Source organism: Xanthomonas sp. NCPPB 2933 (assembly GCF_056725225.1).
Window position 1 is genome coordinate 1,187,751 of record NZ_CM161518.1, and the last position, 19,204, is coordinate 1,206,954.

At 65.6% G+C, this 19,204-nt stretch carries 18 protein-coding genes; 6 read left to right on the forward strand and 12 right to left on the reverse strand.

Annotated features, from left to right (window positions below):
• Positions 1 to 11 precede the first annotated feature (11 nt).
• Genes rdgB through rph form a run of 3 tightly spaced genes read right to left on the reverse strand, consistent with a single transcriptional unit; the run spans position 12 to position 1,722 of the window.
• Positions 12 to 611 (reverse strand): RdgB/HAM1 family non-canonical purine NTP pyrophosphatase, encoded by a 600-nt coding sequence (gene rdgB, locus AC1PLU_RS04960; RefSeq protein WP_481107876.1) that lies wholly within the window; start codon positions 609 to 611, stop codon positions 12 to 14.
• Entirely contained in the window at positions 608 to 1,000 is a 393-nt protein-coding gene (locus AC1PLU_RS04965; protein ID WP_481107877.1) for a VOC family protein, read from the reverse strand. The genes rdgB and AC1PLU_RS04965 overlap by 4 nt, the downstream gene beginning before the upstream one ends.
• Positions 997 to 1,722, reverse strand: a complete 726-nt coding sequence (gene rph / locus AC1PLU_RS04970) for a ribonuclease PH (protein WP_005996762.1) — start codon at positions 1,720 to 1,722, stop codon at positions 997 to 999. The genes AC1PLU_RS04965 and rph overlap by 4 nt, the downstream gene beginning before the upstream one ends.
• Positions 1,723 to 1,831: 109 nt before the next feature.
• Between rph and AC1PLU_RS04975 the strand changes: the two genes are divergently transcribed.
• The 3 genes from AC1PLU_RS04975 (at position 1,832) to rpoZ (ending at position 4,045) form a co-directional block, all read left to right on the forward strand.
• Positions 1,832 to 2,692 (forward strand): YicC/YloC family endoribonuclease, encoded by an 861-nt coding sequence (locus AC1PLU_RS04975; RefSeq protein WP_481107878.1) that lies wholly within the window; start codon positions 1,832 to 1,834, stop codon positions 2,690 to 2,692.
• A gap of 152 nt (positions 2,693 to 2,844) precedes the next feature.
• Positions 2,845 to 3,456 (forward strand): guanylate kinase, encoded by a 612-nt coding sequence (gene gmk / locus AC1PLU_RS04980; protein ID WP_043888920.1) that lies wholly within the window; start codon positions 2,845 to 2,847, stop codon positions 3,454 to 3,456.
• Between the two features lie 289 nt (positions 3,457 to 3,745).
• The gene (rpoZ, locus tag AC1PLU_RS04985) at positions 3,746 to 4,045 is read left to right on the forward strand and encodes a DNA-directed RNA polymerase subunit omega (protein WP_002812428.1); all 300 of its coding nucleotides are present in this window, start codon (positions 3,746 to 3,748) and stop codon (positions 4,043 to 4,045) included.
• 195 nt (positions 4,046 to 4,240) lie between these two features.
• Here rpoZ and AC1PLU_RS04990 read toward each other — a convergent pair whose 3' ends face one another.
• From AC1PLU_RS04990 to AC1PLU_RS05030, 9 genes are all read right to left on the reverse strand, one after another.
• Positions 4,241 to 5,902, reverse strand: a complete 1,662-nt coding sequence (locus AC1PLU_RS04990; RefSeq protein ID WP_481094960.1) for an FGGY-family carbohydrate kinase — start codon at positions 5,900 to 5,902, stop codon at positions 4,241 to 4,243.
• A gap of 3 nt (positions 5,903 to 5,905) precedes the next feature.
• Positions 5,906 to 6,679 carry an SDR family NAD(P)-dependent oxidoreductase gene (locus tag AC1PLU_RS04995; RefSeq protein ID WP_481107879.1) on the reverse strand — a complete coding sequence of 258 codons (774 nt, stop codon included), beginning with the start codon at positions 6,677 to 6,679 and terminating at the stop codon, positions 5,906 to 5,908.
• Between the two features lie 85 nt (positions 6,680 to 6,764).
• Complete coding sequence (locus AC1PLU_RS05000; protein ID WP_481094962.1) at positions 6,765 to 7,784, reverse strand: ABC transporter ATP-binding protein; 1,020 nt, start codon at positions 7,782 to 7,784, stop codon at positions 6,765 to 6,767.
• Positions 7,785 to 7,809: 25 nt separating this feature from the next.
• Positions 7,810 to 8,640 carry a carbohydrate ABC transporter permease gene (locus AC1PLU_RS05005; RefSeq protein WP_115006829.1) on the reverse strand — a complete coding sequence of 277 codons (831 nt, stop codon included), beginning with the start codon at positions 8,638 to 8,640 and terminating at the stop codon, positions 7,810 to 7,812.
• A 1-nt stretch (position 8,641) separates the two neighbouring features.
• A complete protein-coding gene (locus AC1PLU_RS05010; RefSeq protein ID WP_481094963.1) occupies positions 8,642 to 9,511 on the reverse strand; it encodes a carbohydrate ABC transporter permease in 870 nt (289 codons plus the stop codon).
• 102 nt (positions 9,512 to 9,613) lie between these two features.
• Complete coding sequence (locus AC1PLU_RS05015; protein WP_481094964.1) at positions 9,614 to 10,909, reverse strand: carbohydrate porin; 1,296 nt, start codon at positions 10,907 to 10,909, stop codon at positions 9,614 to 9,616.
• Between the two features lie 96 nt (positions 10,910 to 11,005).
• A complete protein-coding gene (locus tag AC1PLU_RS05020) occupies positions 11,006 to 12,349 on the reverse strand; it encodes an ABC transporter substrate-binding protein (RefSeq protein ID WP_481094965.1) in 1,344 nt (447 codons plus the stop codon).
• A gap of 184 nt (positions 12,350 to 12,533) precedes the next feature.
• A complete protein-coding gene (locus tag AC1PLU_RS05025) occupies positions 12,534 to 13,487 on the reverse strand; it encodes a sugar-binding transcriptional regulator (RefSeq protein ID WP_005996784.1) in 954 nt (317 codons plus the stop codon).
• 25 nt (positions 13,488 to 13,512) lie between these two features.
• Entirely contained in the window at positions 13,513 to 14,211 is a 699-nt protein-coding gene (locus AC1PLU_RS05030) for an HAD family hydrolase (protein WP_481094966.1), read from the reverse strand.
• A 193-nt stretch (positions 14,212 to 14,404) separates the two neighbouring features.
• On the opposite strand from AC1PLU_RS05030, the gene AC1PLU_RS05035 reads away from it, so the two are divergent.
• The 3 genes from AC1PLU_RS05035 (at position 14,405) to recG (ending at position 19,203) form a co-directional block, all read left to right on the forward strand.
• Positions 14,405 to 16,576, forward strand: coding sequence for a RelA/SpoT family protein (locus tag AC1PLU_RS05035; protein WP_006451365.1), 2,172 nt, complete (start codon positions 14,405 to 14,407; stop codon positions 16,574 to 16,576).
• A 71-nt stretch (positions 16,577 to 16,647) separates the two neighbouring features.
• Entirely contained in the window at positions 16,648 to 17,028 is a 381-nt protein-coding gene (locus AC1PLU_RS05040) for a RidA family protein (RefSeq protein ID WP_006451364.1), read from the forward strand.
• Positions 17,029 to 17,058: 30 nt separating this feature from the next.
• Positions 17,059 to 19,203: an ATP-dependent DNA helicase RecG gene (gene recG / locus AC1PLU_RS05045; RefSeq protein WP_481094968.1), complete on the forward strand. Its 2,145-nt coding sequence runs from the start codon at positions 17,059 to 17,061 to the stop codon at positions 19,201 to 19,203.
• Position 19,204 lies beyond the last annotated feature (1 nt).

A 19,204-nucleotide genomic window follows, 5' to 3' on the forward strand; every position in this document is an offset into this window, starting at 1 on the left:
CAGGCCATCGTTCACAGCGACAGGGCGTGCAGCTTGTGCTGCAACGTAGCCAACGCCACCGCACGGTGACTCAGCCGGTTCTTCAACGCAGTATCCATTTCCGCAGCGGTCAGGCCGTACACCGGGTCCAGAAACACCGGGTTGTAGCCGAAGCCGCCATCGCCGCGCGGTTCGGTGGTGATCACCCCTTCCCAGCGGCCTTCGGCGATCAGCGGTTGCGGATCTTCCGGGTGACGCAGCAGCACGATCACCGCATAAAACCGCGCGCCGCGGCGCTCTGCCGGCACGGCGCGCATGGCCTCGAGCAACTTGGCGTTGTTGGCCCGCGCATTGGTCGGGCTGCCGGCATAGCGCGCGCTGTACAAGCCGGGCGCGCCGCCGAGCGCATCGACGATCAGGCCGGAGTCGTCGGCCAGCGCCGGCAGGCCGGTGACCGCGCTGGCATGACGCGCCTTGATCAAGGCGTTCTCGACGAAGGTCAGGCCGGTTTCCGGCACGTCTTCGACACCCAGTTCGCCCTGCGCCACGATGCGCAGCGGCAGGTCGGCGAGCATGGCACGCAGTTCTTCCAGCTTGCCGGCGTTGCCGCTGGCCAGGACCAATTGTTTCATTGCTTGGGCTCCAGCAGATCCCACTTGGTGCCGTACAGGTCGCGGAATACAGCGACCGTGCCGTACGGTTCCTCGCGCGGGGTTTCCAGAAATTCCACGCCAAACGCCTGCATGGCCGCGTGGTCGCGCCAGAAGTCGTCGCTGTAGAGGAAATGATCCACCCGCCCACCGGTCTGGTCGCCGATACGCGCCTGCTGCGCGGCGTCGGCCGGCTGCGCAAGCAGCAAGCCGGCGTCCTGCGCGCTGCCCGGGCCGATCACCACCCAGCGTTTGCCGTCGCCAAGTGCGCGATCTTCCAGCACGTGGAAACCCAACGCGCCGGTGTACCAGGCGATCGCCGCATCGTAGTCGGCGACCAGCAAGGTGGTCAGGGCAATGCGACGGCTCATCCGGCCAGCGCAGCGCGTTGCAGGGCGAACAATTCGCCCATGCCTTTTTCGGCCAGGGCGAGCAGCGCGTTGAGTTCGTCGCGGCGGAACGCGTGGCCTTCGGCGGTGCCCTGCAGCTCGATGAAACCGCCACCGTCATTCATCACCACATTCATGTCGGTGTCGCAGTCGCTGTCTTCGGGGTAATCCAGATCCAGCACCGGCTCGCCGCGATAGATGCCCACCGACACCGCAGCGACGGCGCCGATTAAAGGATGCTTCTTGATGTCGCCACGCTTGAGCAGCAGGTTCACCGCATCGGCCAGCGCCACGTAGGCGCCGGTGATCGCAGCGGTGCGGGTGCCGCCATCGGCCTGCAGCACGTCGCAGTCCAGGGTGATGGTGCGCTCGCCCAGGGCATTGCGATCCACACAGGCGCGCAATGCGCGGCCGATCAGACGCTGGATTTCCAGCGTGCGCCCGCCTTGCTTGCCACGTGCGGCTTCGCGATCGGAACGGGTGTGGGTGGAGCGCGGTAGCATGCCGTATTCGGCGGTCACCCAGCCTTCGCCCTTGCCGCGGAGGAACCCCGGCACGCGGTTTTCCACGCTGGCGGTGCACAGCACGCGCGTGTCGCCGAAGCTGACCAGCACCGAGCCTTCGGCGTGACGGGTGAAAGCGCGTTCGATGCGCACCGGGCGCAGCTGGTCGGCCGTGCGGCCGCTGGGACGGGAAAAGGTCATGCGATGAGTCCGGAAGTCGGGAGGTGGGTCTGGGTCAGCGCGTGGCGAGGCGGTCAGCCAGCGCGGGCGGCTAGGGTACCATTCGCGCTTTGAAGGCACGGGACTGACGATGATTCGAAGCATGACCGCGTTTGCTGGCGGCGAACGCATCACGCCCTGGGGCACGCTCGGTTGCGAGCTGCGCTCGGTCAACCACCGGTTTCTGGAAATAGGCGTGCGCCTGCCCGAAGAACTGCGTGCGCTGGAGCCGATGCTGCGCGAACGCGTGGCGGCAAAAAACAGCCGCGGCAAGCTGGATCTGGCGCTGCGCCTGCGCGCGCCGGATAACGGGCAGACCCTGGCCGTCAACGAATCCCTGCTGCAGGAACTGGGCGCACTGGCCACGCGGCTCGACGGTGTGTTTCCCAAGTTGCAGGTCGGCTTTACCGATCTGCTGCAGCTACCCGGCGTGCTGCAGGTGCAGGACGTGGACGCACCGGCGTTGCAAGCCCAGGCCCTGGCATTGCTCGATGAGGTAGTGGACAGTTTCGTCGCCGCGCGCGAGCGCGAAGGCGGCAAGCTGGCCGAGGCGATCAGCGAGCGGGTGGATGCGATTGAACGCATCGCCGCCGAAGTGCGCACGCTGATTCCGGCCATTCGCGAAGGCCAGCGCGCCAAGCTCGCCGCACGCCTGGCCGATCTGCCGCATCCGGTGGACCCGGGGCGCGCCGAGCAGGAACTGGTGCTGTGGCTGCAGAAGCTGGACGTGGATGAGGAGCTGGATCGCCTGTCCAGCCATATTTCCGAGATCCGCCGCGTGCTCAAGCAGCGCGAACCGGTCGGCCGTCGATTGGACTTCCTGCTGCAGGAATTCAACCGCGAAGCCAATACGCTGGGCTCCAAGTCGGTGGACAGCCGCACGTCCAACGCGGCGGTGGATCTGAAGGTGCTGATCGACCAGATCCGCGAGCAGGTGCAGAACATCGAATAGCCGGGATTTGGCATTGGGGATTCGGGATTGGCTGACGGCAACTGGCATGCGTCGGCGTGCTGCGGCCAATCCCGGTAGCATATCGACCCCGGTGGCACCGGCCCCGCAACTCGTTTGCGAATCCCGACTCCCCAATCACGAATCCCCGACCTATGCGCGGCACCCTCTATATCGTTGCGGCTCCCTCCGGCGCCGGCAAGAGCAGCATCGTCAACGCCACCCTGGCGCGTGATCCCAAGATTGCCTTGTCGATCTCGTTCACCTCGCGCGCGCCGCGGCCCGGCGAGCGGCATGCCGAGCACTACCACTTCGTCTCCGCCGACGAGTTCCAGGGCATGATCGAAGCGGGCGACTTCTTCGAATATGCGTTGGTGCATGGCGACTGGAAGGGCACCGCGCGGCAGTCGGTGGAGCCGCAGCTGGCTGCCGGCCATGATGTGCTGCTGGAAATCGACTGGCAGGGCGCGCGCCAGGTGCGCCAGAAAGTGCCCGACGCGGTCAGCGTGTTCATCCTGCCGCCCTCGCGCCAGGCGCTGGACGAGCGCATGCGCAAGCGCGGCCAGGACAGTGAAGACGTGATGGCGCAGCGCCTGGCCGCCGCACGCGAAGAGATGCTGCACTTCGAAGAATTCGATTACGTCATCATCAACGAGACCTTCGAGACGGCGGTGTCGGAGATGTGCGCGATCTTCACCGCCAGCCGGCTGCGTCGGCAGGCGCAGCAGCAGCGGCATGCCGGCCTGATCCAGGCGCTGCTTGACTGAGTTCCTGGTGTGGTGGGTGGAGCGGCGATCCTCGGTGTCACGGCGCGATGACGCTGCAGCTGAACATCGCATTCGGCCTGCGTGTCGCCGGGGCTTAGGGAAACGGCCGGCCAGGCGTGCGGGCTGTTCTGCGCACCAGGACGGCGCTGCGTCTCGATCGATTTGTTCCAAGTGGCTGATTCCAAAGCAAACTGAACGACAGCCGGTTGCCCGCCCAGCGGCCCCGGCGTACACTCCGCCCCCTTTCCCTCATTCGATGCGCGGCCGTTGCTGGTCGCCGGGAGCCCGCATGGCCCGCATTACCGTAGAAGATTGCCTGGAAGTCGTGAACAACCGTTTTGAGCTGGTCATGATGGCCTCCAAGCGCGCCCGTCAGCTTGCCAACGGCGTCCAGCCGCTGATCGAAAATGCCGACGCCAGCGATAAGCCCACCGTGATGGCACTGCGCGAAATCGCCGCACGCCGGATCGACAACGCGCTGATCGATGAAGTCGAGAAGGCCGAGCGCGAGCGTGCCGAGCGCGAAGCGCTGGAATGGGCCGCCGCCGAAGTGGTCGCCGACGAAGACATGTCCAAGAACGACGATTGATTGCATCGCCTCACGGCGTGAGCAGGTGATATCCGGATAGCCCGCCTTGCGCGGGCTGTCTGCGTTTTGGGGGCGATAGACGTGGCGGCGGCAACGTAGTGCGATTGCCGGCAATCGACCGGCGTGGCGGTGGTAATCGCGGCGAAGGTGTTGCCCTTGTAGTAACCGAACGCGCTCAAACGCGCCGCACTCCACTCAGTCGGCAGGATCCGCTATATGCGCCATCTCGCCACGCAGCGTGCGATCCAGTGCCTGCATCGCGTGATAGCAGCGCCGTTTGGCGGCATGCAAGCGGGCGATGTCCGCGGGCGTTGGCGCGGTGCTCGCGCCCAACCCGCTCATCGCCGACATCGCTGCAGGCAGGTCGGCGTAGCCGCCGCTGGCGACTGCGGCCAGCATCGCACTGCCCAGCAGCACCGGTTCGGCGGTGGCGGCCACGTGGACCTGCACGCCGCTGGCATCGGCCATCAGCTGGCGGACCAGGCGGCTGTGGCTGGCGCCGCCACTCATGATCACGCTGTCGAACTGCACCCCTTGGGCGCGCAACGCATCAATGATGTCGGCCAGACCGTAGCCCAGGCCGCATACGCCGGCGACGTAGAGCGCTTCCAGACCCTGCAGGTCGTGGTCGATGGTCAGCCCGGCGATGACGGCACGGGCGTTTGGGTCGGCATCCGGCGAGCGGTTGCCCAGGTAATCCGGCAGCACGTGCAGCCCGCGCGCCAACAAGGCCGCCTGCGAGGGATCGCCTGCTCGCGCCAGCACCCGTTCCTCCAGCCACGGCAACAACTGCATGCCGGCCGCCGCTGCCTGTGCGCTGGCATCGGCGTAGCCTGGATGCGAGCGCACCAGGCAATCGATCGCCACGCCGGCTGCGGACTGGCCGCCTTCGTTGAGCCACAGACCCTCGACCAGCGCCGAGCCGTACGGCCCCCAGACACCGGGGGTGAAGCAAGGCGTCCGGGTGCTGGCCAGCACGCAGGCCGAGGTGCCCAGGATGTAGGCCAAGCGCGCGGTGAGCGACACCGGACGGCCCTGTGCGGACGGACTGGCGATGGTGCCGATGGCGCCGGCATGCGCGTCGATCAGCGATGCGCCTACCGCGAGACCGGCAGGCAGCCCCAGTTCGCTTGCGGCCAGCGGCGACAGCCCCTGGCCCAGCGCGGTGCCCGGCGCCACCACTTCGCTTCCGATCCGCGCAGCAGCGTCGTCCAGCAACTCGGCCAGGCCGATGCGTTCGAAGTAGCGCCGGCTCCAGCCGCCCTCGTGCTGCACGTAGGTCCACTTGCAGGTGACCGTGCATAGCGAGCGCGCGGTGCAACCGGTGGCGCGCCAGGTCAGCCAGTCGGCCAGATCGAAGAAGTGCGCGGCACGCGCGTAACTGTCCGGCAGGTGCTGTTTGAGCCACAGCAGCTTGGGGGTCTGCATTTCCGGCGAAATCTGCCCGCCGACGTAGCGCAGCACCGGCTCGCCGGTGGCGTTGATCTGCTCGGCCTGGGCGATGGCGCGGTGATCCATCCACACGATCACATCGCGCTCGGCCTGGCCGCTGGGACTGATGCACACCGGCCCGCCGTCGGCGGCCACCGCCACCAGCGAGCAGGTGGCATCGAAGCCGATGCCGGCCACCTGCACGGCGTCCACGCCGGCGTGTGCCAACGCGGCGCGGATCGCCTCCACGCAGGCCTGCCAGATGTCGGCGGAAGACTGCTCGACCATCTCGCCGGGCAGGTACCAGGTCTGGATGGAATGGCGCGCGCTGCCCAGCAGTTGCCCGTGCGCGTCGAACAGCCCGGCGCGGACACTGCCGGTGCCCACGTCCACCCCGATGTAGATCGCCTCGTTATGCATGCGCATGGCTCACCAGCAGGTGTAGCCGCCATCGGCCAGCACGATGCTGCCGGTCATCAGGCTGGCGGCAGGGGAGGCAAGAAACAGCGCCACCGAGGCGATTTCTTCCACTTCGCCCAGCCGCCCCATCGGCGTGCCGCCGATCCAGGCGTCGTACATCGCCGGGTCTTCCTTGACGAAGGCATTGAGTGGCGTGGCGATGTAGGTGGGCGCAACTGCATTGACGCGCACGCCGCGCGCGCCCCACTCGGCGGCCAGCGATTTGGTCAGGTGATGCACCGCTGCCTTGGAGGCGTTGTAGTAGGCCTGCGCTTGCGGTTTGTTGACGATGAAGCCGGACATCGAGCCGACGTTGACGATTACGCCGTCGCCGCTTTCCAGCATGTGCTTGCCGAACGCGCGGCAGCACCAGAAGGTGCCATTGAGATTGACGTCGATGACATTGAGCCAGTGCTCGTCGGTGACCGTTTCGGCCGGGGTCTGGCTACGTGCGATTCCGGCGTTGTTGACCAGGATGTCGACCTTGCCGAACTGTGCGTTCAATGCATCGGCCACGCTGGTGACGCGCGCCGAATCGGTGACGTCCATCTGCACGATCTGCGCATCCAGGCCCTTGCTGCGCAGGGTGGCCAGGCCTTGCTCGGCCACAGCGCAATCGTGATCGGCAATGACCACCTTGGCGCCGGCCTCGGCCAGCGCTTCGCAAATCGCCAGGCCGATCGCGCGGCCGCCGCCGGTGACGACCGCCACGCGGCCATCGAGTTTGAACTTGTCCAGATACATCGGCATATCTCCTGCTGGTCTTGCGTGGGGGGAGGAGCGAAACGGGGGAGGAACACATGGGAGGAACAACGAGGGAGTGGCGCGCTCAGCGCATGGCCTGTTGTTGCGCGTCGAAGCGATGCAGATGCTGTGGATCGGGGATCAGGGTCACCGTCTCGCCGACGTGCACGCGCAGATCGCCGGTGCAGCGCGCATCGACCGTGCCCACGCCGGGGATTTCGACGTAAACGAAGGTGTCGCTGCCCAGATGCTCGGCCTGGATCACGCTGCCCTGCCAGGCATCGCCGGTGCCGGGTGCTGGGCTGCCGCGCTGCACGGCGATATGTTCCGGGCGCACGCCGAGCGTGACCGCGCCGTGGCGCGCGGCCACCTCACCCTGCAACAGATTCATGCGCGGCGAGCCGATGAAGCCGGCCACGAACACGTTGGCAGGGCGTTCGTACAACGCCAGCGGCGTACCCACCTGCTCAATGCGTCCGGCCTGCAGCACCACGATCTCGTCGGCCATAGTCATTGCTTCGACCTGGTCGTGGGTGACATATACCGCGGTGGTCTTGAGCTGCTTCTGCAGGCGAGTGACTTCCAGGCGCATCTGCACGCGCAGGGCGGCATCCAAATTGGACAGCGGCTCGTCGAACAGGAAGCCCTTGGGCTCGCGCACGATGGCGCGGCCGATCGCCACGCGCTGGCGCTGGCCGCCGGACAACTGCCCGGGCTTGCGGTCGAGATAATCGGTGAGGTTGAGCACGGTGGCGGCCTGTGCTACGCGCCGCTCGATCTCGGCGCTGGGCACGCGCGCCATCTTCAGGCCGAAGGCGATGTTCTTGCGCACGCTCATGTGCGGATACAGCGCATACGACTGAAACACCATCGACAGCCCGCGCTTGGCCGGCGCCAGGCCGGTGACGTCCTGGCCGTCGATGAGGATGCGCCCGCCGCTGACGTCTTCCAGACCGGCGATCAAGCGCAATAATGTGGTCTTGCCGCAGCCGGACGGGCCGACAAAAACCACGAACTTGCCATCGTCGATCTCCAGATCCGCGCCGTGGATGACCTGTGTGTCGTCGAAGGATTTGCTGACACCTTGCAGCGTAATGCGTCCCATGAACCACCTATCAAAGTTGAGTGATCTACTTCACCGCGCCGAAGGTGAGCCCGCGCACGAGCTGCTTCTGGCAGAACCAGCCCAGCACCAGGATCGGCGCGATGGCCATCGTCGAGGCGGCCGACAACTTGGCCCAGAACAGGCCTTCCGGACTCGAATACGAGGCGATGAACGCGGTCAACGGCGAGGCCTGCGACGAGGACAGATTCAACGACCAGAACGCCTCGTTCCAGGCCAGGATCACGTTGAGCAGCAGCGAAGACGCGATGCCGGGAACTGCCATTGGCGCCAGGATGTAGAGGATCTCCTTGCCGATGGTTGCCCCGTCCATGCGCGCCGCTTCCAGGATGTCCTTGGGGATGTCCTTGAAGTAGTTGAACAGCATCCAGACCATGATCGGCAGGTTGCTCAGGCACAGCACGATGATCAGGCCCAGCTGCGTATCCAGCAGCCCGGAGTCGCGGTACAGCAGATAGATCGGCACCAGCACGCCGACCGGCGGCAGCATCTTGGTGGACAACATCCACAACAGGATGCCGCGCGTGCGCTTGGTGGGCGCGAACGCCATCGACCACGCGGCAGGGATGGCGATGGCAAGCGCGATCAGGGTCGAACCCAGCGATACCGCCACCGAATTCCAGGCATGCGCAAAGTAGTCGCTGCGGCCTTGCACGGCCACATAGTTTTCCAGTGTCCAATGGAAGAATACGAAGCTGGGCGGGCTGGAAAACGCATCGACTTCGGTCTTGAAGCTGGTGAGCAGCATCCACAGGATCGGGAAGAAGATCACGCCGCCGACCACCCATGCGGCAACCGTGGTGACGAGGATGTGCAGCGTGGAGGTACGACGGGCCATCTCAGGTCTCCAGGTTCTTGCCGACGATGCGCACCAGGAAGATGGCCGCGATATTGGCCAGCACCACGGCGATCAATCCGCCTGCCGACGCGGCGCCCACGTCGTACTGCAGCAGTGCCTGCGAATAGATCAGGTACGCCAGGTTGGTGGTCTGCAGGCCGGGCCCGCCGCCGGTGGTGACGTAGATCTCCACGAACACGGTGAGCAGGAAGATGGTTTCGATCAGCACCACGATGGTCAGCGGGCGCGCCAGATGCGGCAGGGTCAGATGGAAGAAGCGGTCGAACGCACCGGCGCCATCCATCAGCGCGGCTTCCTGTTGTTCTTCATCCAGCGATTGCAACGCGGTCAGCAGGATCAGCACCGCAAACGGCAACCATTGCCAGGCCACAATGACGATGATGGAAAACATCGGGTACTGGGTGAACCAGTCGATCGGGGTCAGGCCAACGCGCTGCCACAGCCACGCCAGCAGCCCGGAAACCGGATGCATCAGCAGGTTCTTCCAGATCAATGCGCTTACCGTCGGCATCACGAAGAACGGCGCGATCAGCATCAAGCGCACGATGCGGCGACCCACGAACACCTGATCCAGCAGCAATGCGATCAGCACGCCGAACACCGCAGTGATCGCCAGTACCGACGCGACCAGCAACAAGGTATTGCCCAGCGAGGACACAAACGCCGGGTTGCCCAGGAAGTAGCGGTAGTTGCCCAACCCGACAAAGGTCTTTTCCGGCGTGAGCAGGTTGTAGTTCAACGTGGAAAACCACACCGTCATCGCCAGCGGCACGATCATCCAGGCCAGCAGCAGCACGATCGACGGCGCGATCAGAAACCGTGCGAGTTTTTGCGTTTGATGGGTGGCCATCGGCAAGGTCCAGGGTGGAGGCAGGCAGCGCGCCTGCAATGCATGGCAGCGGCCGGATGCGTCGACGCAGGGATGAGCGTCGAACGCACGGCCGGTCGGGCGTCAGAAGTTCAGGCTGACCTGTAGTCCGAAAATGGTGGCGTTGTCGCCATCCAGTCCACCCGGATGACGGATGTACTGCACGCTGGGCATGACTTCGATCCCGCGGCTGACGGCAATGTTGTAATTGAGCTCGATGGGGTATTCGTAGCGCTGCACGCCAATGGCCGCCGCGCCTGCAGGCAAGCGCTGGTTGTAGCGGGTTTGCGCTGCACGCAAGCGATCGCTGAGCGCATTGCGGCCCACTGCCACGCCGACGCGATCGTTGGGGCGCGCAGCCGACAGTCCCTTCCAGAATCCGCCGATCGCCAGCACCTGGCCGACGGTGCTGACGTCGTCGTCGGCGTCGATGACGCTTGCGAACAGCCGCAAGCCGCCCCCGGCGCCATTGCTGGTGATCTGTTGTTCGACGTTGGCGTAGAACGCGCGATCGGTGTCCTGCAGCGCGGCCGGATCGGTGCCGAGGCTGGTCGGCACGCCCGAGCGGGTGTAGACGCGCAGTTGATCGTTGCTGTTGCGGGTCGCACCGATGCGGTAGTCGCCATCGATCCCGTTACCGTAGTCGGGCTTGTACTCCACTTCGGCCACCAGCATGGTGCCGTGGTCGTCGCCGGAGGTACCGAGCTTGAGACCTTGGTCGGTGGATCGGTTCTGCGGGTTGGCATCGTAGCCGCCCACGCGGAAAAACCAGCGTTTGTCCGGGCTTAAAGTGACCACGCCGCCCCAGGCACTGAGCGGGTCGCCATACCAGTTGTTGCTGATGTAGTTGGACGAGCCGCCGCTGCAAAAGGTCAGGTGCTGGTAGTTGCAATTGAGCGCGAAGAAATCGGCGCTGGGATACAGGCGGCCGGCCTTCAGCGTCAGCCTGTCGTCGAACAGGCGCTGGGTCAGCGAGAACTGGGTCAGGCGCGTCACATCGCCGCGCCCAAAGATCTGCTGCGACTGCAACAGCGTGGGGATGCCTGCGCTGTTGTTGATCAACTCGCCGTTGCGATTGGTGATCTCCAGTTTGAAATCGGCGCCTGACCAGCCCCACAGCCGTTCCAGGTCGAAGTAGCCGCCCAGGAAGAATTGATCGGCATAGGCAGTGCGCTCGCGTCGTCCGCCGGAGGTGTTGTGGGCGGTCTGGCTGAAGTGCGCCAGTTTGAACTGGATGCCGTCATCGGCCAGCCTGCTACGCAGGCCGCCCCAGTCGCCACCGATGTGTTTGTCCGGATCGAATGCCTGGGCGCTGGCCTGCGTGCAGGCCATACCGGCGAGCAACATCGTCAGCGCAGGTGTGGTGTGCCTGATCTTCATCGATTGCCTCGTGGGTTAGATACGGCGCCGTGACGCCGGAGCATGTCTGTGGCCGGGGGCGGGCCGGGCAGGGTGCCCGGCCCAGTGGACCTGCTCTTAGCGCTTGGGGTAGCCGGCACGCTGCATCTCGCGCTCGGTGGCGGCCTGCGCGTTTTTCAATGCCTCATCCACGCTGATCGAGCCGGTGAGTGCCGCGGAAAACTGCTGGCCCACGGTGGTGCCGATCGACTGGAACTCGGGGATGGCCGCGTACTGCACGCCGACATAAGGCACCGGCTTGACCGTGGGGTGATGCGTGTCGGCGCCCTGGATGGCAGCCAGCGTCTGCTTGGCGAAGGGGGCGGCCTTGAGGTACTCGGCCGTGGTGTACAGCGACTGGCGCGTCCCTGGCGGGACATTGCCCCAGCCTTCCTTGCCGGCCACCAGCTCGGTGTAGTGCTTGCTGGTGGCCCAGGCGATGAATGCCTGCGCCTTGTCGGCTTTTTTCGAACTGGCCGGGATGGCCAGATTCCAGGCCCACAGCCAGCCGGTGGTCTTGCCCTTGCCCGCATCCGGCGCCGCGGCAAAACCAACCTTGTCCGACACCTTGGATTCGCTCGGGTTGCCGATGAACGATGCGGCAACCGTGGCATCGACCCACATCGCGCACTTGCCGGCGGTGAACAGCGCAAGGTTCTCGTTGAAACCGTTGGACGCCGCACCCGGTGGGCCGGCCTCTTTCATGACATCCACATAGGTCTGCAGGGCGGCCTTCCATTCCGGCTGGTCGAACTGCGGCTTCCATTGTTCGTCGAACCAGCGAGCACCGAAGGCATTGCCCATCGAACTGATTAAGGCCATGTTCTCGCCCCAGCCGGCCTTGCCGCGCAGGCAGATGCCGTAGATGCCGGCCTGCTTGTCGGTCATCTTGCGGGCGGCCTCGGCCACGAAGCTCCACGAAGGCTGCGCCGGCATGCTCAGGCCGGCCTTCTGCAGCAGGTCGGTGCGATACATCAGCATCGAGCCTTCGGCATAGAAGGGCGCGGCATACAGCTGCCCCTTGTGACTGACCGCATCGCGGATCTGCGGGATCAGATCGTCCACCTGATAGGCCGCATCGAACGTGAGCGGCTTGAGCCAGCCGCGCTCGGCCCAGATCGGCACCTCGTAGGTACCGATGGTCAGCACATCGAACTGGCCGCCCTTGGTGGCGATGTCGGTGGTGACGCGCTGGCGAAGCACGTTCTCTTCCAGAGTGACCCACTCGAGCTTTATCTGCGGATGGGTGGCTGTGAAATCCGAGGTGAGCTTCTGCATGCGAATCATGTCGCCGTTGTTGACCGTGGCGATCACCAGGGTGTCGGGCTTGGATGCGGCGCCGCTGTCGCTCGCGCCGCCGCCGCATGCCGCCAGTGTTGCGCTCAGTCCCGCGCAGATCAGGGTCTTGATCGAAGTGTTCATACCGGTGCCTCAGCTTGAGGTTGGTTGAGCAAATGCCCGTGTGATGCGCATATGCCCACGGCCTTGCCGTGCTGTAAAGCACTTTCGATCTTGCAGCGCAGCATCGCAGCGCGCGCACAAGCGCCCGCACATGCCGGGAAATTTCAGCAATGAACCGCCATCGAGCCCGCTGCGATTGCGCCACTCAGCTGGCGAGCAAGGCCTTGGCGGTGTGCTCGTCGGTGATCAGGCCGTTGAGGATGCGGCCCTTCAGCGCGGCCTTGATCGGGCCCACCTTGGCGTTGCCCACGGCCACGCCGATCGACAGGCTGGTTGCCGGCACCGGATGCGGCACGCTGGTCAAACGCAGGTTGGTCCCTGCATCGATGATGTCGCCGGCTGCGGTGAGCGCCCAGCCGATCACTTCGCCCACCGCGCCCAGCCGGATCAGGTCCAGCAGTTCGGTGCGGCTGATGAAGCCATCCACATGCAGGGGCGCGGTCTGATCGAGCTGGCCGACACCGACCAAGCGCAGGTCGGCCTTTGCGGCGATCGCACGGACCCGGCGCACCGCCTCGATCCCCAGTAGCGTTTCGCGTTCTTCCTGCGAGGAAAGAAATACCGGCAGCGGCATCGGGTAGTGTTGCGCGCCGGTCAGGTCGGCCAAGCGCGCCACTGCATCGAACGGGCTCGCCGAGCCGTCCGGGGAGATATTGCCGACCAGCGAAACCAGCTGATGATTGCGCGTCTGCATCGCAGGAATGCGCTCCACCGCCGCGCGCATGGCGCGACCAGTGCCGATGCCGATGATGCTCGGGGTGTCGCTGCGCAGGGTGGATTCCAGCAGCGCCGCGGCACGTTCGGCGACACCGGTGACCAGGTGCGGATCGGCCGGATCGGTAGGCGCGACCTCGCAATAGCGCATGCCGAAACGATCCTGCAACTGCGCGGCCAGATCCATGCAGGCGGCGATCGGATGTTCCAGCCGGAAGGTGATCAACCGCTGGCTCAGGCACAACGACACCAGGCGCTGCGCGGTGGCGCGCGAGACCTTGAGCTTGCGTGCGATCTCATCCTGAGTGTTGCCGGCGATGTAGTACAGCCAGCCCGCTCTGGCTGCGGCATCGAGTCGGCTGGTGTCGTTATCGGGGTTGGCCATCGTCACATCTGTCTGCGTGGAAGTCTCAGCCTAACGTAGTGCCCAGGCGCTTGGTGCCGATGGCACCCAGTGCGGCGGCCACGGCTGGCATGTCTGCAAACACCTGCGATGCGCCTGCGGCAGTGAGTAGTGCGGCGGCCGCAGCGGTTGCGCGGTGATGGCCGCCGCCGGTGAATCCCCAGGTCTGCATCCCGGCCGCACATGCGGCCTGCACGCCGCTGGGGCTGTCTTCGATCACCAGGCAGGATGCAGGCGCCGCGTGCATGCGTGCGGCGGCGAGCAGGAACAGGTCCGGCGCAGGCTTGCCGCGGGCGACCAGCTCGGCGGTGTAGATGTGCGCGCCGAAATGGCCCACCAGGCCGGTGACCTGCAGGCACAGGCGAACCCGTTCCAGGTGGCTGGACGAGGCAACGCACCGCGGTGTCGGCAGTGCGTCCAGCAGCGCGGCCACGTCAGGCATCGGCTGCAGTTCGGTGGCAAAGCGTGCCAGTAGCGTGGCATTGAGGTCGCGCTCGAAGGTATCCGGCAGCGTGCGCCCCAGCGTCTGCACATACGCGCGCACGCTGCCCAGGCTGCGCCCGAGGAAGTGCTGCTGGACCCCATCGATGCCGATGTCCACGCCGTGTTGTTGCAGCGCCTGGGCCAGTACCGCGCACGCCAACGGCTCGCTGTCGACCAGCACACCGTCGCAGTCGAAGATCAGCAGGTCGGGCGGAGCGTGCATGGGTGAGGTCCCTGGGGCGATGCGGGGCCGAGTGTAGCAAGTTGGGTAAATGTCGCTCAGCTGGGCAAAATTGCATACTTCGCGCACGTTGCCGTTGCGGCAGGCGTGAAGCGGTTGCGCAGTGCCCGGTCACCAACGCGGCCGGCACGCATGCCGCGTTGCCGCAAACCGGCCACTGGCATAGTCTTCGCGCATGAACCCAGGCCCCACTGCCCAGGCGACCGTCGTGACGTCCTCGTCTCCCGACCCGGCCATCCCCGATTACGTCCTGCACCTTGAACGCGCTGCCAGCTACCTTCCCAAGGAGCAGCTGCCGATCCTGCGCCGTGCCTGGGAAGTAGGGGCCACCGCGCATGCCGGCCAGACCCGCAAGTCGGGCGAGCCTTACATCACCCATCCGGTCGCTGTGGCCGGCGTACTCGCCGAACTCGGCCTGGACATGGAATCGCTGATCGCCGCGATCCTGCACGACACCATCGAAGACACCCCGCTGACCCGCGAAGAGCTGGCCTCCGAGTTCGGCGAAGCGGTGGCCGAGCTGGTCGATGGCGTCACCAAGCTGGACAAGCTCAAGTTCCGCGACCGCCAGGAAGCGGCGGCGGAAAGCTTCCGCAAGATGCTGCTGGCGATGTCGCGCGACTTGCGCGTGATCATGATCAAGCTGGCCGACCGCCTGCACAACATGCGCACGCTGGGCGCGCAGAGCAGCGAGGCGCGCAGCCGCATCGCGCGCGAAACGCTGGAAATCTATGCGCCCATCGCACAGCGCCTGGGCATGAGCCTGATCAAGTCCGAGTTGCAGAACCTGGGCTTTCGCGCGCTGTATCCATGGCGTCACGCCATCATCGAAAAGCACATCCGCAGCCAACCGGTGGTGCGGCGCGAATCGATGGCGCAGGTGGAAGTGCAGCTGTCGCAGCGGTTAGCCAAGGAAGGGTTGGAACACCGCCTGGTCAGTCGCATCAAGACGCCCTGGAGCATCTATTCGAAGATGCACGAAGAGAACAAATCCTTCGACCAGGTGATGGATGTATTCGGCTTCCGTCTGGTGGTGCGTTCGGTGGCCGATTGCTATCACGCACTCGGCGCGGTGCATGCCACATTCAAACCGCTGGACGGGCGCTTTCGCGATTTCATCGCGATCCCGAAGGCCAACGGCTACCAGTCGCTGCACACCGTGTTGTTCGGCCCGTATGGCTCGCCGATCGAAGTGCAGATCCGCACCGAAGAGATGGACCTGATCGCCGAACGCGGCGTGGCCGCGCACTGGACCTACAAGGTCGGTTCCACCTCGCCCAACAGCGCGCAGAGCCGCGCACACGACTGGATCGTGGAGCTGATCGATTCGCAGCGCGCCGCCGGTTCGTCGCTGGAATTTCTGGACAACGTCAAGGTCGACCTGTTCCCGGACGAGGTCTATCTGTTCACGCCCAAGGGCAAGATCCTGGCGTTGCCGCGCAACTCCACCGCGCTGGATTTCGCCTACGCGGTGCATACCGATGTGGGCAACCGCGCGGTCGCCTCGCGCGTGGACAAAAAGTTGGTGCCGCTGCGCACCAAGCTGGTCAGTGGCCAAGCGGTGGAAATCATCACCGCGCGCTCGGCCACGCCCAAGCCGCAGTGGCTGGAGTTCGTGGTCAGCAGCAAGGCGCGCACCGCGATCCGCCACCAGCTGAAGCAACTCGAACACGAAGATGCCGTGCAGCTCGGCCACCGCATGCTCGATCGCGCGCTGGAAGCGATGGACAGCTCGCTGGAACGGCTGCCCAAGGGCCGCCTGGACGCCTTCCTCAGCGAGCACCGCTATCCGCGCCTGGAAGCCTTGCTGGCCGACGTGGCGCTGGGCAACTGGATGCCCAACCAGGCCGCGCAGGCCTTGATGGCCTATGCCGAACTGCGCGGTGGCGGTCACTCGAAGCATTCGCACGAAAAGATCCTGATCGACGGCAGCGAGCGCGGCGTGATCAGCTTCGCCAACTGTTGTCAGCCGATTCCCGGCGACGAAATCATGGGCTACCACACCGCCGGCAAGGGCATCGTGGTGCACCGGCTGGATTGCACCAACCTGGCCGAACTGCGCAAATCGCCCGAACGCTGGGTGCCGATCGATTGGGATTCGGGCGTCACCGGCGATTACGACACCGCCTTGGTGGTCGAGGTGGAAAACCGCACCGGCGTGCTGGCGCAGCTTGCCGCGGCGATTGCGCAGAGCCAGTCCAACATCGAGCGTGTGGATTACCTGGACCGCGATTTCAACGCGGCGGTGCTGCGCTTCAACATCCAGGTCCGCGACCGCCGCCATCTGGCCGAAGTGATGCGCCGGTTGCGGCGGTTGCATGTGGTGCAAAGCGTGGGTCGTCAGTAAACGCGCGCAACAGTCGAGCAAATCCGCACAAACGCCTAAACTGCTGCATACACCTTTGCAGCGGAGTTTCCATGTCCCAGATCATCCATACCGACCAGGCGCCTGCCGCCATTGGCCCGTACTCGCAGGCCGTGCGTGCCGGCAACACGGTGTATTTCTCCGGGCAGATCCCGCTGGATCCGGCCACCGGCGAGATCGTGCCGGGCGACATCGGTGCGCAAGCGCGTCGCTGCTTCGACAACCTCAAGGCGGTGGCCGAAGCAGCCGGCGGCTCGCTCGACAAGATCGTGCGCCTGGGCCTGTACCTGACCGATCTCGGCCAGTTCGCCGCCGTCAACGCGGTGATGCAGGAGTATTTCCAGGCCCCGTTCCCCGCGCGTTCCACCATCGAAGTCTCCGGTCTACCCAAGGGTGCCGGCTTCGAAGTCGATGCGGTGATGGTGCTCGAGTGATCCAGTTCGACTGATCCGATTCGATCTGCCGTGCCACGCGCGCTCACCGTCACGCCGAGCCTGGCCGTTGCAGGCCAGGCGTCGCTGTCCAGCCTGCCCGGGGTCGGCCCGAAAGTGGCCGAGAAGTTCGCTGCGCGTGGCATTTTTACCTTGCAGGATCTATGGCTGCATCTGCCGCTGCGCTACGAAGACCGCACGCGGCTGACCACGATCGCGCAGTTGCAGGGCGGCGTGCCGGCGCAGATCGAAGGCCGCGTCGATGCGATGGAGCGCGGCTTCCGCTTCCGGCCGGTGCTGCGGGTAGCGGTGTCGGACGACTCGCACGGCACTTTGGTGCTGCGCTTTTTCCACTTCCGCGCGGCCCAGGTGGCGCAGTTCGCACCGGGCACGCGGGTGCGTGTGTTCGGCACGCCCAAACCGGGGCAGAACGGCTGGGAAATCGTGCACCCCAGTTACCGTGTGCTGGCGGAGGGCGAAGACGCCGGGCTGGGCGATAGCCTGGACCCGGTCTATCCGGTGTTGGAGGGCGTTGGGCCGGCCACGCTGCGCAAGCTCATCGGCCAGGCGCTGGAGCGGTTGCCGCCGGAGGCCGCGCTGGAATTGCTGCCGCCGCATTGGCTGCAGGACGAACAACTGCCCTCCTTGCGCGAGGCGCTGCTGACCATGCATCGCCCGCCGGTCAACACCGACCCGCAACAACTGCTCGCGGGCGGCCATCCGGCCCAGCAACGCCTGGCGATCGAGGAACTGTTGGCGCATCAACTCAGCCTGCGCCGCCAACGCATCGCCTTGCAGCGCTTTCATGCGCCCAGGCTGCCCGGCAATGGGAACCTCGTGCAGCAACTGCGCGCGGCATTGCCGTTCCAGCTCACCGGCGCGCAGCAGCGCGTGTTCGAGCAGATTGCGCGCGATCTTGCCAAGCCATCGCCGATGCTACGGCTGGTGCAGGGTGATGTCGGCAGCGGTAAAACCGTGGTCGCCGCGTTGGCGGCAATGCTGGCGGTGGAGCAGGGCAAGCAAGTGGCGCTGGCCGCGCCGACCGAACTGCTGGCCGAGCAGCACCTCACCAACCTGCGTGGCTGGCTGGAACCGCTGGGCGTGCGCATCGTCTGGCTGGCCGGCAAGGTCACCGGCAAGGCGCGTGCTGCGGCGATGGCCGAGGTGGCCTCCGGCCAGGCGCAGGTCGTTGTCGGCACGCATGCCTTGATGCAGGAGGCGGTGGTCTTTCACGACCTCGCGCTGGCCATCATCGACGAGCAGCACCGCTTTGGCGTGCATCAGCGGTTGGCGTTGCGCGACAAGGGTGCGGCTGCCGGCAGCGTGCCGCATCAGTTGGTTATGACCGCCACGCCGATCCCGCGCACCTTGGCGATGTCGACCTATGCGGATCTGGATGTTTCGGCTATCGACGAACTGCCACCGGGGCGCACGCCGGTGCAGACGATTGTCTTGAGTGCAGAACGTCGCCCGGACCTGGTAGCGCGCATCCGCGCCGCCTGCGCCGAAGGGCGCCAGGCGTATTGGGTGTGCACCTTGATCGAAGAAAGCGAAGAGCCCGGCAAAGGCGCGCCGCCTGGCCCTCCAAAGATCGAAGCGCAGGCCGCAGAGGTCACCTTTGAAGCGCTATCAGCACAGTTGCCGGGCGTGCGCGTGGCGCTGGTGCACGGCCGCATGAAGCCGGCCGAAAAACAAAAAGCCATGCTGGATTTCAAGCAGGGCCACACCGATCTGCTGGTCGCCACCACCGTGATCGAAGTGGGCGTGGACGTCCCCAACGCCTCGCTGATGATCATCGAAAATGCCGAGCGGCTCGGCCTTGCCCAGTTGCATCAGCTACGCGGACGGGTCGGCCGCGGCGCGGCCGCGTCCAGTTGCGTGCTGCTGTATCAGGCGCCGTTGTCGATGATGGCGCGCCAGCGTCTGGAAACCATGCGCCAGACCAACGACGGCTTCGTGATCGCCGAAAAGGATCTGGAGTTGCGCGGCCCGGGCGAATTGCTGGGTACCCGGCAGACCGGCCTGGCGAGTTTTCGCATTGCCGATCTGGCCCGTGATGCGGGGTTGCTGCCGCGCGTGCAGGTGCTCGCCGAACGCTTGCTGGCCGAAGCGCCTGAGATCGCCGATCGTGTCGTCGCGCGTTGGATCGGCAGTGCGGTGCGTTACGCAGCTGCGTGAG

Bases quoted from the DNA above. Each gene is read 5' to 3' on its own strand.
- rdgB (WP_481107876.1), bottom strand. From the start codon at position 611: ATGAAACAATTGGTCCTGGCCAGCGGCAACGCCGGCAAGCTGGAAGAA.
- AC1PLU_RS04965 (WP_481107877.1), bottom strand. From the start codon at position 1,000: ATGAGCCGTCGCATTGCCCTGACCACCTTGCTGGTCGCCGACTACGAT.
- rph (WP_005996762.1), bottom strand. From the start codon at position 1,722: ATGACCTTTTCCCGTCCCAGCGGCCGCACGGCCGACCAGCTGCGCCCG.
- AC1PLU_RS04975 (WP_481107878.1), top strand. From the start codon at position 1,832: ATGATTCGAAGCATGACCGCGTTTGCTGGCGGCGAACGCATCACGCCC.
- gmk (WP_043888920.1), top strand. From the start codon at position 2,845: ATGCGCGGCACCCTCTATATCGTTGCGGCTCCCTCCGGCGCCGGCAAG.
- rpoZ (WP_002812428.1), top strand. From the start codon at position 3,746: ATGGCCCGCATTACCGTAGAAGATTGCCTGGAAGTCGTGAACAACCGT.
- AC1PLU_RS04990 (WP_481094960.1), bottom strand. From the start codon at position 5,902: ATGCGCATGCATAACGAGGCGATCTACATCGGGGTGGACGTGGGCACC.
- AC1PLU_RS04995 (WP_481107879.1), bottom strand. From the start codon at position 6,679: ATGTATCTGGACAAGTTCAAACTCGATGGCCGCGTGGCGGTCGTCACC.
- AC1PLU_RS05000 (WP_481094962.1), bottom strand. From the start codon at position 7,784: ATGGGACGCATTACGCTGCAAGGTGTCAGCAAATCCTTCGACGACACA.
- AC1PLU_RS05005 (WP_115006829.1), bottom strand. From the start codon at position 8,640: ATGGCCCGTCGTACCTCCACGCTGCACATCCTCGTCACCACGGTTGCC.
- AC1PLU_RS05010 (WP_481094963.1), bottom strand. From the start codon at position 9,511: ATGGCCACCCATCAAACGCAAAAACTCGCACGGTTTCTGATCGCGCCG.
- AC1PLU_RS05015 (WP_481094964.1), bottom strand. From the start codon at position 10,909: ATGAAGATCAGGCACACCACACCTGCGCTGACGATGTTGCTCGCCGGT.
- AC1PLU_RS05020 (WP_481094965.1), bottom strand. From the start codon at position 12,349: ATGAACACTTCGATCAAGACCCTGATCTGCGCGGGACTGAGCGCAACA.
- AC1PLU_RS05025 (WP_005996784.1), bottom strand. From the start codon at position 13,487: ATGGCCAACCCCGATAACGACACCAGCCGACTCGATGCCGCAGCCAGA.
- AC1PLU_RS05030 (WP_481094966.1), bottom strand. From the start codon at position 14,211: ATGCACGCTCCGCCCGACCTGCTGATCTTCGACTGCGACGGTGTGCTG.
- AC1PLU_RS05035 (WP_006451365.1), top strand. From the start codon at position 14,405: ATGAACCCAGGCCCCACTGCCCAGGCGACCGTCGTGACGTCCTCGTCT.
- AC1PLU_RS05040 (WP_006451364.1), top strand. From the start codon at position 16,648: ATGTCCCAGATCATCCATACCGACCAGGCGCCTGCCGCCATTGGCCCG.